Source organism: Nocardioides sediminis (assembly GCF_003047295.1).
Lineage (GTDB): Bacteria > Actinomycetota > Actinomycetes > Propionibacteriales > Nocardioidaceae > Nocardioides > Nocardioides sediminis.
The window spans coordinates 65,888-77,748 of sequence record NZ_PZYZ01000008.1; the positions used below are offsets into that span (position 1 = coordinate 65,888).

An 11,861-nucleotide genomic window follows, 5' to 3' on the forward strand; every position below is an offset into this window, starting at 1 on the left:
TGCTCAGGCCGGGCCAGTGACTGCGCCGGTGCGTGACAGCTCGGCCCGCCACCAGGTGCCGCTCTCGATCCGCTCAAGATGGCGGATGACGAGGTCCCCGTCCGCGAACGCCTCGACCTCGGCGCGGGTCAGCGGCCACGGCGGTCCGGTCACCTCGGACCCGTCCTCCCGAGTGGTCGCCAGGACCAGCAGGGTGCCGTGGGGTGCCACGAGCGTCGCGATGCGTCGCGCTGCGAGCGCGTGCTGCGGCGGTGGCATGGACTGCACTGTGAGGCTCTCGACGACCAGGTCGAACCTGCCCTGCCACTCACGGGGCAGGTCGAGGACGTCGGCGACGAGGTAGGTCACCTCGGTGTCCGGATGCTTGCGTCGCGCCACAGCGATCGCCGTCGGCGCGAAGTCGAACGCCGTGGTCCGGAACCCCAGGCGCTGGAGGAGCTCGGCGTCCGCTCCGTAGCCACACCCGACCACCAGCGCCTCGCGGCCGTCTCCCGCCAGCCCCTGCGCCTCGACCCACTCGACGAGCTGTGGACGCGCGGCGCCGTAGTCCCACGGCGGCCGGGCACCGCCGGCCTCCGTGCTCGCATACATCGACTCGAACATCTCCGAGGGCTCGCCCGTCACGACTCGAGCGTACGACCGCCGCCGTTCCGAGGCACCGCGTCCGGCGCCGGTAGAGGGCCACGCCCCAGACGCCGGGGCAGTCACAGATACCACAGGGCCGTCGCCGCAAGGGGCGCGACAACGAGTGCCAAGGCGGCGGGTCTACGTCGGGCGGCCCTCACCGCGGGATCGCGGCCGACGACCAGCATCACGACGACACCGGTGACCAGCCCCACCATCCCGCCGTACGTGGCGCCGCTGATCGCCAGCAGGACGACCCACATGAGCGCCACCAGCCAGCTGCTGTCCAGCGTCGGCGTCTCACCGCCGGACAGCATGACGAGGAGGAACGGGACGGTCGCGGTCCCGACGCCGAGGAGCGCTCCCCACGCCAGCCCGGCAAGCAGCCAGCCGTACTCGAACCGCCGCTGCGCACACGGCTCGGTCCCCGGCATGCGGCGGAGCGTAGTCGAGATCATCCGAGCTTCTTCGCCATCCGATGTGTCCCCGGCACCGAATGCGCAGCATGGGTCGCTCTCTTCGACACACCCTGGACGAGGTCCAGCAGGCACCGTTCGTGGTGGACGTGCTGCGCAGCGGGGACCGGCTCGCGGCCGCCGCCGGCGCCGAGACCGGACCGGAACCGGTGCGGCTGCTCGCCGCGGTGATCGACGAGAGCGACGAGCTGACCGCGGTCGCCGCCGTGCACGCCCTCGCCCAGGTGTTCGACGACGGGGCCGACGCCGTCCTGTCCGAGCTCCTGTCGCACCCCCGGCCGTTCCTGCGCGAGCACGCGAGCTGGGCGCTCGGGGCCCGGCTGCCCCGCCTCGACGCCATCGGCAGGCTGGTCGGCGTCGTCGTGGGCGGCGGGTTCTCCGGTGTCCTCGCCCAGCGCACGCTCGCCCGATGGGCCGCCTCCGCGCCGGGGCAGGTCGCGCTCGCCGTCGAGGGCGCGCTCGCCGGGGCGGCCGGTCCGGCGGTCCGCAGCAGGATCGTCGAGACCCTCGGCCTGGTGCCCGGTCCGATAGCCGGCCGCGCGCTGCTCCGGCTCGCCGTCTCTCCCGGCGAGCACCTGGCGGTACGGCTGACCGCTGTCGCCGCCCTCGGGGACCGCCCGGCCGACGCCGCCGCGGTGGCGGTGGTCCGTGACCTCAGCAGGGCCGATGACGACCTGGGAACCGTCGCCCGTCTTGCCGCCATCGATCTCGGCATCGACGCGGCCGAGCGTGGCGAGGCCGGGTCCGGTCTGGCCGTCGCCCAGCTCTTCCTGCACGCCGACATCGACCGTGACCTCAGCCGGGCGGGCGCCGGTGACAACGGCGGCATCGCCACGCTGCTGGTCCGTCTGGGTGATGCGCTGGCCACCGGGCCCGGTGTCGACCGGGTCCTGACCCTCTCGCGCGGCACCGCCCGCGCCGCCCTGGACGCGCTGACGCCGGCGGACGGGCACCTGCTGACCCCGGTGCCCCTGCTCACCGAGGCCGCCTCCGCCGCGCAGGCCTGGCCGTCGCGGGTCGCGGCGGAACGCGGGATCCGCCGAGTGCTGAGGGCTCACCGCGTCGACGTGCTGCACCTCCGGATGGCGGAGGTGGGCAGCCTGGCCGCGGCTGAGGTGGCCCGCGAGCTGGGCATCCCGACGGTGTTCACCCTCGCGCCCGACCCGCACGCCGTCATCCATGCCCTCGACATGACCGGGGGCCTGCACCGAGGCAACTTCGGCACCCAGGACGAACGAGAGCACTACTGGTTCCGTGCCCGCCTGGTGCAGCGGCTGGCCGATGACTCGGCCCATGTCGTCCTCTTCCCCCGCCCCGAGCTGCAGCACGACATGCGCGAGCTGCTCGGCCTCGACGTGGCCGGGCAGCCCAGCCGGTTCACCGTGGTGCCGGAGGGCGTCGACCTGAGCGTCAGTGCCGCAGCCGCCGCCGAGCTGGAGCGGTCCGGGACCTCCGGCCCGGCGCTGGAGGAGCTCGACGCGCTCGTCGCCGCTCTGCCCGAGCACCGCAGGGGGCTCCCGCTGGTGATCAGCGTGGGGCGCCTGCACCGGGTCAAGGGAATGGCGACCCTGGTCGAGGCGTGGGCCGGAGATGCGGAGCTGGCCGAGCGGTCCAACCTGCTGATCGTCGGCGGCGACCTGGCCGATCCCTCCCCGGACGAACGCGAGCAGCTCGACCTGATCGCCGAGGTCCTGACGCGGTTCCCCACGGCGGCCCCGGGCCTGCTGATGCCAGGTCACCGACCCAACGACGTGGTCGCGGTCTGGCTGGCGGCCGCGCGGGCGGGTACGGCGGGCGGCATCGGCCCGGGCGGGGTGTACGTGTGCAGCAGCCTCAAGGAGGAGTTCGGCCTGGCGCTCCTGGAGGCCCTGGCCTCCGGGCTGGTGGTGGTGGGTCCGTCAGCAGGCGGTCCGGCCACCTACATCGACGACGGGATGACCGGCGTGCTCGTCGACACGCGCCGGCCGGACGAGGTGGCCCGTGCGACGCGTGTCGCGTTCGACCTCGCCACCGCACCGGGTCAGGCCGAGCGGATGGACCGTGCCCTGGAACGCATCAGGGCCGACTTCACCGTGCAGGCCATGGCCGACCGGTTGAGCGCCATCTACTCCGGTGCCGCCCGTACGGCGCGCCGCTCGTGACACGGTTGCCCGCATGACCCTGCTGGTGATCAGCCCGGACTACGCCTCGCACCTGCTGCCGTTGGCGACCCTCGCGACGGCTTGGCGGGACGCCGGCGAGTCGGTCGTCGTCGCCACCGGCCCGGCGACCGCCGGCATCGTCGCCGGGTTCGGCTTCGACCGTGCTGATCTGGTGCTGGGCCGGGGTTCGAATCCCGGTGTCATCCGGGCCGAGCAGCAGCCACCCGGCGAGGACGCCGCGCTGCGTGGCTTCTTCGCCGCCACCCGGCACGGCATGGTGGCGACGCTGCGCTACCAGGCCGAGGCGCGGCGCAACGATCTGCTGTGGGATCCGGTGGACCGGGCCCGCGCCGTGCTGGACGTCGTCGACAAAGTGGGGCCAGACCAGGTGATCGTCGACCACCTGGCGTTCAGCGCCCGCCTCGCGCTGGGCGTGGCGGGCGTCCCGTACGCCGATGTCGTGCTCGGCCACCCGTCCGCGCTGCCGGTCGGCGACGAGGTCTACGGCTACCCGCCCGTCTGGCCGGCCGCGTTCAGCGCGCCGGAGTCCGACCTCGACGAGCTGCACCGGCTGTGCCGCGACGTCCGGGACGCCTTCACCGCGGAGTGGAACGCCGCCCTGCGGGTGCTGGCACCCGGTGCCGCATCGTCGGCGGACGCGTTCGCCGAGCACGGTGACCTGCTGATGCTGAACTACCCGTCGGCGCTGCACGACCCGGCTCGTACGGCGTTGCTGCCGCCGCACGCGTTCCTCGGCTCGGCCGTGCGGGCCGAGCCGGCGGCCGACGACGTCCGGGACTGGCTCGCGGCCGACGACCGGCCGGTGGCCTACGTCAGCTTCGGCAGCTTCCTGTCGGCCCGCGGGGACGTGCTGGCGACGGTGCTGGACGCACTGCGTCCGCTCGGCCTCCGGGTCGCGGTGGCGACCGGCTCCGCCACCGGACTGCCGGAGGTCCCGCCGGACTGGCTGATGCGTCCCTTCCTCCCGCAGGTCGCCGTGTTGGACCGGGCGGCGGTGCTGGTCACCCACGGCGGCAACAACAGCGTGACCGAGGCGCTCACCGCCGGCGTGCCGATGGTGGTGCTGCCGTTCTCCACCGACCAGTTCGCGGGGGCGGCGGCGATCGAGGCCGCGGGGCTGGGGGTTGCGCTCGACCCGAACGTGGTCACGTCCGCGGACCTGGGCACCGCCGTGCGCGCCCTCCTCGACGGCCCTGCCCCGCACCTGGCCCGCGCGATGGGCGAGGAGCTGCGCCGGGCACCGGGCCGCGACGTGGCACGCGCGGCCCTGCTCGGCTGACCCCCTAGCGCCAGACGCCGCGACGGCCGGCTCGGATGTCCGACGCGATGTCCTCGTGCTGCTGGTTGACCAGATGAGGGAAACGCCCGAGGTCGTGGAACTGCAGTCCGATCGTCTCGTCCCCGTCGATCGCGAGTGCTCCGCCCACGATGCGCGCTCGGAAGACAACGGCAACGGTCTGCGCCACATCTCCGTTGAGATACCGGTCCTCGTACCTGGTGTACACGCCGACGAGCTCGGTGACCGCCACGTCGAGCCCCGTTTCCTCGCGCACCTCGCGCACGGCAGCGTCTTCGGCTGACTCGCCCAGCTCCAGGGCACCACCCGGGAAACTCCACACAGCTCTCTCGCGGTCGCCTCGCAGCTGGAGCAGCACGCGTCCGTGCTCGTCGGAGACGACACAGCAGGCGAAGTTCAAGAAGATCCGGTCATGGCCCACACGGTCACGGATCCAGCGGATGTAGTCAGGCATCGCAGGACCCTTCGACTCGGATGACCGTCCTCGACGCCAGGCACAGTGAGCTCGCCGACCTCGCCACGGTCATGCGGGGCTGCCCAGTCGCCGCCGCACCACACGTCGGCGCAAGGTGGGTGAGGCCACCACCTCGTAGCCGGCTTCGAGGAAGACCTGCACCAGCCCGACCGAGGCCTCGTCCCAGATCACGGACCTGCCCGGCGGTGGCTCGATCGGGTACCCCTCCAGGACGCGGGCTCCGACCTGCTCGCCGTACTCGACGGTGGCGGCGGCGAGCTCGTAGGTCAGCCCCGACCGGCGCCAGCCCTTGCGCACGACGAAGCACGTGACCGACCAGACGCCCTCCAGCTCGGGGTCCATCCTCATCCACCCCTGCTTCCGGCTCCACAGCCTGGGGTAGTTCTCCCGCGGCTCGACCGCGACCCAGCCGGCCGCCTCGCCGTCGACGTACCCGATCAGCCCGGACGTCGGTCCGGGGGTGCCGCAGGCGGTCTGCTCCAGCAGCGAGACATCCCTCTGCCCCTGGGTGGTGTCGCGCCAGATCCAGCCGGGCACCTTCAGCGCCTGGCAACGGCACTTGCGGGCACCCCCGGTGGCGAAGACCGCCTCGACGTCCGCTGCCGCTGCCTGGTTGGCCGGGCGCCATGTGAAGTCGGGCATGCGGCGACCCTAGTCGCCTGGAGCTGCGAGGCTGCCGCTGTGCGGAGACCGGCTGGTCGGCATGAAGCCCGGCCACCCGGATGTCCGGGGGCGGCGAGCGACTCGACTTGCCGGTCACCGATCATGAGACCCATGGAGGACCAGCAGGCGACCGAGGGGACTGTCATCACGCTCTGCGGATCGACCAGGTTCGAGGCTGAGTTCGCGGAGGTCAACCAGCGGCTCACGATGGAGGGCTGCGTCGTGATCAGCCTCGGGATGTTCAGCCTCCCCGACCTGCCGGACTACGACTGGGCAGCCGACAGCTCGGACCTGAAGGGGCGGCTCGGCCGCGTGCACCTCCAGAAGATCCGCATGGCTGACGAGGTGTACATCGTCGATCCGGACGGCTACACAGGTGAGTCGACCCGACGGGAGATCGCCTACGCGGAGTCGCTCGGCAAGCCGGTTCGGTTCCTGAGCCGCGAGCGCCTGTCTCGGACGGGGGACCGCCCCGGCGGGTGATCCCCAGCGAGCACACGTCGAGCTTGCCTCAGGACCAGCGGCCTCGCATCACGTCGTACCGGCCGCCCGGGCTCCCCTCGCCGGCCGGCACGCCGTTGCGCATCACCAGTGCCAGGTCGCCGTCGACGACCCCGACCTCGATCTCCCAGGTCCAGCCCGGGGCGTACTCGTAGCCGACCGTGGCACCGGCGGCCGATCCGGTTCCGGTCAGGAGCACGACGTCGCGCTGGTGCCAGCTGTCCACCCACGCTGCGGTCACCACGCCGTCCTCGCCGGGGACGCCCAGCACGAGTGTGCCCTCCTGCGGACCGTCCTCGGCGTGCTCCCAGGTGTAGGCCACCAGCACCGCGCGTCCGCGGGCGGTGTCGGTCACGGTGACGCTCGACGCTCCCCCGTGGAAGTCGTCGGTGGGCATCATCCGGAACTCGTAGGTCCCGGTCCCCTCACCGGTCGGGACGTCGTACGGCGTGGTCATGGCGCCTCCTCAGGCGACGAAGATGCAGAACGGGTGGCCCTCCGGGTCGGCGAGCACCCACAACGGCTCGTCCGCGTCGTCGGTGCGGTCGAGCAGGACCGTGGCGCCCAGGGCGAGCGCCCGGTCGTGCTGCTCGGCGAGCTGGTCGTCGTCGGGGACCGTCAGGTCGAGGTGGAGCTGCATCGGCACCTCCTGGCTGGGCCACGTGGTCCGCGCCTGCTCGGTGACCTGCTGGAAGGCCAGCGCCCGACGACCGTCCGGGTGGGTCAGGACGAGCCAGTCGAGGTCGTCGGTGGCACCCTCGGGCACCTCGTCGCCGGGGCGGTAGACCAGGCCCAGCAGCTCGCGCCAGAACTCGGCCTCGCGGCGAACGTCCACGGCGTCCAGGACGGTGTGGAGCAGCTGGGGGTGGGCCATCAGTAGAGCCTGGCGTCGTAGTTCTCGGGCCGGTAGTAGTCGTCGAGGTCGGCGAGCGACTGGCCGGCCACCGGCTCGAGCTCGGCGGCGATCACGGCTCGACGGGGGACGTTCTCCGTCGGCGCCCACGTGGTCGGGTCCCACAGCCGGGAGCGGGAGAACGCCTTGGCGCAGTGGAAGAAGATCGTCTCGATGTCGACGACCAGGCCCAGGAGCGGGCGGCGGCCCGTGACGGCCAGGTCGTCGAAGAAGGGCGCGTCGTCGACCAGCCGGGCCCGGCCGTTGATCCGCAGCGTGTCCCCGCGGCCGGGGATGAGGAAGTCGAGCCCGACCCACGGGTTGGCCAGCACGTTGCGGTAGCCGTCGACGCGCCGGTTGCCCGGACGCTCGGCCAGCGCGATGGTCCGGTCGTCGATGACGTGCACGAGCCGGCCGGGCGGGTCGCCCTTGGGGCTCGCGTCGCAGCGGCCGTCGGCGTCCGCGGTGGCCAGCACGCAGAACGGCGTCGCTGCGAGCCAGGCCCGGTCGATCTCGGTCAGCACCGAGCGCTCCTTGGTGCGCGCCCGCTCGGCAGGCTCCCCGACGACGGCCTCGAGCTGCTCGACGCTGGTGATCTCCATGGCGCGAGCCTAGGTCGTCCCGTCAGACCAGGACACCGTCGCGGACGGTGGGGCGCCCGCCGTACACGGTGTGCACGACCCGCGAGACCAGCTTGCGCCCGTGCCAGGGGTTGTTGCGCGACAGCGAGACCGACGCCGCGCGGTCGACGGTGACCGAGGCGGCCGGGTCGACGAGGGTGACGTGGGCCGGGCTGCCGAGCGCCAGCGAGCCGTGGTCGGCGAGTCCTGCGATCCGCGCCGGCGTGGTCGACATGACCTGCGCGACCCGCGCCCAGGACAGGTCGGGCAGCGCGGTGCGCACCACGCCCAGCGCGGTCTCGAGCCCGAGCATCCCGAAGGCCGCGTCGACGAACGCGTGCTCCTTGTCGTGCCGGGCGTGCGGCGCGTGGTCGGTCGCGACCGCGTCGATGGTGCCGTCCGCGAGCGCCTCGCGGAGCGCGTCGACGTCCTCCTGCGGGCGCAGCGGCGGATTCACCTTGTACGTCGGGTCGTAGCCGGTGAGCAGGTCGGTGGTGAGCAGCAGGTGGTGCGGCGTGACCTCGGCGGTGACGTCGATGCCCTGGGCCTTGGCCCAGCGGATCACCTCCACCGACCCGGCGGTCGAGACGTGCGCGACGTGCACGCGGGAGCCGGTGTGGCGGGCCAGCATGACGTCGCGCGCGACGATGACCTCCTCGGCGATGCCCGGCCAGCCCGGCAGCCCGAGGCGGCCGGACAGCTCGCCCTCGTGGCAGCAGGAGGTGGGGCCGGCCAGCGTGGGGTCCTGGGCGTGCTGGGAGACGACGCCGCCGAAGGCCTTGACGTACTCCAGCGCCCGGCGCATCACCCGCGCGTCGTGGACGCACTTCCCGTCGTCGGAGAAGACCCGGACCCGGGCGCGCGACCGCGCCATCAGGCCGAGCTCGGCGAGCTCCTCGCCGGCCAGCCCGCGGGTGACCGCACCCACCGGCTGCACGTCGACCAGCCCGGCCTCGCGCCCGAGGTCGAGGACCCGGAGGGCCGCCTCGGCGGTGTCGGTCACCGGCGAGGTGTTGGCCATGGCCAGCACGGCGGTGTAGCCGCCGACGGCGGCCGCGCGCGACCCGGTGAGGATCGTCTCGGCGTCCTCCCGGCCCGGCTCGCGCAGGTGGGTGTGCAGGTCGACGAGCCCGGGCAGGGCCACGAGGCCGTCGGCGTCGAGGACCTCGGCCCCGGCGGGCGCCTCGTCGACGAGCCGGCCCGCGTCGTCGACGTACAGGTCCCCGGTCTTCTCCCCCAGCAGCGAGGCGCCGGTGATCACCAGACCCATCAGGACTCCTCTCCGGCAAGCAGGTGGTAGAGCACGGACATGCGCACGGCCAGGCCGCTGGAGACCTGCTCCAGGACGACCGACTGCGCGGCGTCCGCGGCGTCTGCGGCGATCTCGAGGCCGCGGTTCATCGGGCCGGGGTGGCAGATGGGCGCGTCCGGCTTGAGGGTGGCGAGCCGGTCGCGGGTGAGCCCGTAGCCGACGGTGTACTCCCGCGCGCTGGGGAAGTAGCCGCCCGACATGCGCTCGCGCTGCACGCGCAGCATCATCACGGCGTCGGCGTGCGGCAGCACGGCGTCGAGGTCGTAGGACGTCTCGAAGCCCGCGGCCGCGGACCACGCCGCGATTCCCGCCGGCATCAGGGTGGGTGGCGCCACCACGGTGACCCGCGCCCCGAGCTTGGTCAGGCACAGCACGTTGGAGCGGAAGACCCGGCTGTGGGTCAGGTCCCCGACCAGCACCACGTGGCGGCCCTCGAGCGAGCCGAGCCGGCGCTGGAGGGTGTAGGCGTCGAGGAGCGCCTGGGTCGGGTGCTCGTGCATCCCGTCGCCGGCGTTGACGACGACCGCGTCGACCCACTGGCTGACCTGCTGGGCCGCCCCGGACGCCGGGTGGCGGATGACCAGCCCGTCGACGCCCATCGCGCAGACCGTCAGCACGGTGTCCCGCAGGCTCTCGCCCTTGGACGCGCTGGAGCCCTTGGCCGAGATGTTGATGACGTCGGCCGAGAGCCACTTGCCCGCGATCTCGAAGCTCGACCGGGTGCGGGTGGAGTCCTCGAAGAACATGTTGATGACCGTCCGGCCGCGCAGGGCGGGCAGCTTCTTGACCTCGCGGCGCTGCACGTCGTGCATGTCGGCGGCGGTCTCGAAGATCTCCGCGATCGCGTCGACGGAGAGGTCGTCGATGGAGAGCAGGTGCCTCACGCGATCGTCACCTCGTCGAGGTCGTCGACCTCCGCCAGCCGGACGCTGACCCGCTCGCTGCGGGCGCTGGGGAGGTTCTTGCCGACGTGGTCGGCGCGGATGGGCAGCTCGCGGTGGCCCCGGTCCACCAGCACCGCGAGGCGTACGGCGGAGGGTCGCCCGAGGTCGGCGAGCGCGTCGAGGGCGGCCCGGATGGTGCGCCCGGAGAACAGCACGTCGTCGACCAGCACCACGACCTTGTCGTCGATGCCGCCGGCGGGGATCTCGGTCTTGTGGGAGCGTCGGGTCGGCTGCTTGCGCAGGTCGTCGCGGTACATCGTCACGTCGAGCTCGCCCACGGCGACGCCGACCCCCTCGACGCTGGCGATGCGCTCGCCGATGCGGCGGGCGAGCGGGACCCCACGGGTGTGGAGGCCGAGGAGGACGAGGTCGGCGGCGCCCTTGTTGCGCTCGAGGATCTCGTGGGAGATGCGTGTCAACGCCCGGGCGATGTCACCGGAGTCGAGCACGATGCGAGGGTCGGCCATGCGGCCCTGACCTCCTTCTCCGCCTCACGGGACGGATCGTTAAAGGATGTCTCTGCTGGATGGAGCGCCGCCGACCCTACCAGCCGGCCCACCCGCCGGCTCAGCGCTCCAGGATGGCCACGACGCCCTGGCCACCCGCGGCGCAGATGGAGATCAGGCCGCGCCCCGAGCCCCTCTCCTCGAGCAGGTGGGCCAGGGTGTTGACGATCCGGCCACCGGTGGCGGCGAAGGGGTGCGCGGCGGCCAGCGAGGAGCCGGTGACGTTGAGCTTGTCGCGGTCGATGGAGCCCAGCGGCTCGTCGAGGCCGAGACGTTCCTTGCAGAACACCGGGTCCTCCCAGGCCGCCAGCGTCGAGAGCACCTGCGAGGCGAACGCCTCGTGGATCTCGTAGAAGTCGAAGTCCTGCAGGGACAGGCCGTTGCGCGCGAGCATCCGCGGGACGGCGTACGCCGGGGCCATCAGCAGGCCCTCGTGGCCGTTGACGTGGTCGACCGCGGCGGTCTCGTGGTCGACGAACCAGGCCAGCACCGGCAGGTCGTGCTCCTTCGCCCACTCCTCCGAGGCGAGCAGCACCGCCGAGGCGCCGTCGCTGAGCGGCGTGCTGTTGCCGGCCGTCATGCTCGCCGCCTCACCCTTGCCGAAGACCGGCTTGAGCGTGGCGAGCTTCTCCACGGTGGAGTCCGGGCGCAGGTTGTTGTCCCGCTCGACGCCGCGGAAGGGCATGACCTGGTCGTCGAAGAAGCCGCGCTCGTACGCCGCCGCCATCTTGTGGTGGGACGCGGCGGCGAGCTCGTCCTGGGCCTCCCGGGAGACCCGCCACTCGAGTGCGGTGAGCGCGGCGTGCTCGCCCATCGAGAGCCGGGTCCGCGGCTCGCCGTTCTGCGGGACCTCCAGGCCGATGTCGCCGGGTCGGATCGCGCCGAGCGCCTTGACCTTGCCGGCGGTGTCGCGGGCCGCGTTGACCCGCATCAGCTTCTTGCGCAGCTTGTCGCTGACCGCCACCGGCGCGTCGGAGGTGGTGTCGGTGCCCCCGGCGATGCCCACGTCGATCTGCCCGAGCGCGATCTTGCCGGCGACCTGGATCGCGGCCTGGAGCCCGGTGGCGCACGCCTGCTGGATGTCGGTCGCGGGCGTCTCGGGGGCCAGTCGGGAGCCGAGCACGGACTCGCGGGTGAGGTTGAAGTCGCGCGCGTGCTTGAGCACCGCGCCGGCCACCACCTCGCCGAGCCGCTCGCCCTCGAGGCCGTAGCGGGTGACGAGCCCATCGATCGCCGCGGTGAGCATCTCCTGGTTGGAGACGTCGGCGTAGACGGTGTTGGACCGGGCGAACGGGATGCGGTTGCCACCGAGGACGGCGACGCGGCGGGTCGAGGAGCTCATGTCCCTACTCTAGGGTAGACACGCAGTTACACCAGTCGTTACACGTC

The 11,861-nt window shown here is 72.9% G+C and carries 14 protein-coding genes; 3 read left to right on the forward strand and 11 right to left on the reverse strand.

What is annotated here, in order from left to right; genetic code table 11:
• Positions 1 to 3 precede the first annotated feature (3 nt).
• Both DAI17_RS17535 and DAI17_RS17540 read right to left on the reverse strand, forming a co-directional pair.
• Positions 4 to 624 carry a class I SAM-dependent methyltransferase gene (locus tag DAI17_RS17535; protein ID WP_107774521.1) on the reverse strand — a complete coding sequence of 207 codons (621 nt, stop codon included), beginning with the start codon at positions 622 to 624 and terminating at the stop codon, positions 4 to 6.
• Between the two features lie 80 nt (positions 625 to 704).
• A complete protein-coding gene (locus DAI17_RS17540; protein ID WP_159081617.1) occupies positions 705 to 1,058 on the reverse strand; it encodes a hypothetical protein in 354 nt (117 codons plus the stop codon).
• A 71-nt stretch (positions 1,059 to 1,129) separates the two neighbouring features.
• Here DAI17_RS17540 and DAI17_RS17545 point away from each other — a divergent pair, with 71 nt between their 5' ends.
• Both DAI17_RS17545 and DAI17_RS17550 read left to right on the forward strand, forming a co-directional pair.
• Positions 1,130 to 3,241, forward strand: a complete 2,112-nt coding sequence (locus tag DAI17_RS17545; RefSeq protein ID WP_107774673.1) for a glycosyltransferase — start codon at positions 1,130 to 1,132, stop codon at positions 3,239 to 3,241.
• A gap of 13 nt (positions 3,242 to 3,254) precedes the next feature.
• Positions 3,255 to 4,541, forward strand: coding sequence for a nucleotide disphospho-sugar-binding domain-containing protein (locus DAI17_RS17550; RefSeq protein ID WP_107774523.1), 1,287 nt, complete (start codon positions 3,255 to 3,257; stop codon positions 4,539 to 4,541).
• Positions 4,542 to 4,545: 4 nt separating this feature from the next.
• Here the strand turns inward: DAI17_RS17550 and DAI17_RS17555 are convergent, their stop codons facing one another.
• Both DAI17_RS17555 and DAI17_RS17560 read right to left on the reverse strand, forming a co-directional pair.
• Positions 4,546 to 5,013 (reverse strand): NUDIX hydrolase, encoded by a 468-nt coding sequence (locus DAI17_RS17555; protein WP_107774524.1) that lies wholly within the window; start codon positions 5,011 to 5,013, stop codon positions 4,546 to 4,548.
• 69 nt (positions 5,014 to 5,082) lie between these two features.
• Complete coding sequence (locus tag DAI17_RS17560) at positions 5,083 to 5,676, reverse strand: N-acetyltransferase (RefSeq protein WP_107774525.1); 594 nt, start codon at positions 5,674 to 5,676, stop codon at positions 5,083 to 5,085.
• Positions 5,677 to 5,808: 132 nt separating this feature from the next.
• Between DAI17_RS17560 and DAI17_RS17565 the strand changes: the two genes are divergently transcribed.
• On the forward strand, positions 5,809 to 6,180 hold the full coding sequence (locus DAI17_RS17565; protein WP_107774526.1) for a hypothetical protein: 372 nt from the start codon (positions 5,809 to 5,811) through the stop codon (positions 6,178 to 6,180).
• Between the two features lie 28 nt (positions 6,181 to 6,208).
• Here the strand turns inward: DAI17_RS17565 and DAI17_RS17570 are convergent, their stop codons facing one another.
• From DAI17_RS17570 to DAI17_RS17600, 7 genes are all read right to left on the reverse strand, one after another.
• Positions 6,209 to 6,655: a hypothetical protein gene (locus tag DAI17_RS17570; protein ID WP_107774527.1), complete on the reverse strand. Its 447-nt coding sequence runs from the start codon at positions 6,653 to 6,655 to the stop codon at positions 6,209 to 6,211.
• 9 nt (positions 6,656 to 6,664) lie between these two features.
• Positions 6,665 to 7,072, reverse strand: coding sequence for a VOC family protein (locus DAI17_RS17575; RefSeq protein ID WP_234412576.1), 408 nt, complete (start codon positions 7,070 to 7,072; stop codon positions 6,665 to 6,667).
• Positions 7,072 to 7,692 (reverse strand): MSMEG_1061 family FMN-dependent PPOX-type flavoprotein, encoded by a 621-nt coding sequence (locus DAI17_RS17580; RefSeq protein ID WP_107774528.1) that lies wholly within the window; start codon positions 7,690 to 7,692, stop codon positions 7,072 to 7,074. Before DAI17_RS17580 ends, DAI17_RS17575 begins: the two co-directional genes overlap by 1 nt.
• Before the next feature lie 22 nt (positions 7,693 to 7,714).
• Positions 7,715 to 8,980 (reverse strand): dihydroorotase, encoded by a 1,266-nt coding sequence (locus DAI17_RS17585; RefSeq protein ID WP_107774529.1) that lies wholly within the window; start codon positions 8,978 to 8,980, stop codon positions 7,715 to 7,717.
• Positions 8,980 to 9,906 (reverse strand): aspartate carbamoyltransferase catalytic subunit, encoded by a 927-nt coding sequence (locus tag DAI17_RS17590; RefSeq protein WP_107774530.1) that lies wholly within the window; start codon positions 9,904 to 9,906, stop codon positions 8,980 to 8,982. The genes DAI17_RS17585 and DAI17_RS17590 overlap by 1 nt, the downstream gene beginning before the upstream one ends.
• The gene (gene pyrR / locus DAI17_RS17595; RefSeq protein WP_107774531.1) at positions 9,903 to 10,433 is read right to left on the reverse strand and encodes a bifunctional pyr operon transcriptional regulator/uracil phosphoribosyltransferase PyrR; all 531 of its coding nucleotides are present in this window, start codon (positions 10,431 to 10,433) and stop codon (positions 9,903 to 9,905) included. Before pyrR ends, DAI17_RS17590 begins: the two co-directional genes overlap by 4 nt.
• 100 nt (positions 10,434 to 10,533) lie before the next feature.
• Complete coding sequence (locus DAI17_RS17600; protein ID WP_107774532.1) at positions 10,534 to 11,814, reverse strand: acetyl-CoA C-acetyltransferase; 1,281 nt, start codon at positions 11,812 to 11,814, stop codon at positions 10,534 to 10,536.
• Positions 11,815 to 11,861 lie beyond the last annotated feature (47 nt).

Coding starts and splice junctions, on each gene's coding strand:
- DAI17_RS17540 (WP_159081617.1), bottom strand. CDS start 1,058: ATGCCGGGGACCGAGCCGTGTGCGCAGCGGCGGTTCGAGTACGGCTGG.
- DAI17_RS17545 (WP_107774673.1), top strand. CDS start 1,130: ATGGGTCGCTCTCTTCGACACACCCTGGACGAGGTCCAGCAGGCACCG.
- DAI17_RS17550 (WP_107774523.1), top strand. CDS start 3,255: ATGACCCTGCTGGTGATCAGCCCGGACTACGCCTCGCACCTGCTGCCG.
- DAI17_RS17555 (WP_107774524.1), bottom strand. CDS start 5,013: ATGCCTGACTACATCCGCTGGATCCGTGACCGTGTGGGCCATGACCGG.
- DAI17_RS17560 (WP_107774525.1), bottom strand. CDS start 5,676: ATGCCCGACTTCACATGGCGCCCGGCCAACCAGGCAGCGGCAGCGGAC.
- DAI17_RS17565 (WP_107774526.1), top strand. CDS start 5,809: ATGGAGGACCAGCAGGCGACCGAGGGGACTGTCATCACGCTCTGCGGA.
- DAI17_RS17570 (WP_107774527.1), bottom strand. CDS start 6,655: ATGACCACGCCGTACGACGTCCCGACCGGTGAGGGGACCGGGACCTAC.
- DAI17_RS17575 (WP_234412576.1), bottom strand. CDS start 7,072: ATGGCCCACCCCCAGCTGCTCCACACCGTCCTGGACGCCGTGGACGTT.
- DAI17_RS17580 (WP_107774528.1), bottom strand. CDS start 7,692: ATGGAGATCACCAGCGTCGAGCAGCTCGAGGCCGTCGTCGGGGAGCCT.
- DAI17_RS17585 (WP_107774529.1), bottom strand. CDS start 8,980: ATGGGTCTGGTGATCACCGGCGCCTCGCTGCTGGGGGAGAAGACCGGG.
- pyrR (WP_107774531.1), bottom strand. CDS start 10,433: ATGGCCGACCCTCGCATCGTGCTCGACTCCGGTGACATCGCCCGGGCG.
- DAI17_RS17600 (WP_107774532.1), bottom strand. CDS start 11,814: ATGAGCTCCTCGACCCGCCGCGTCGCCGTCCTCGGTGGCAACCGCATC.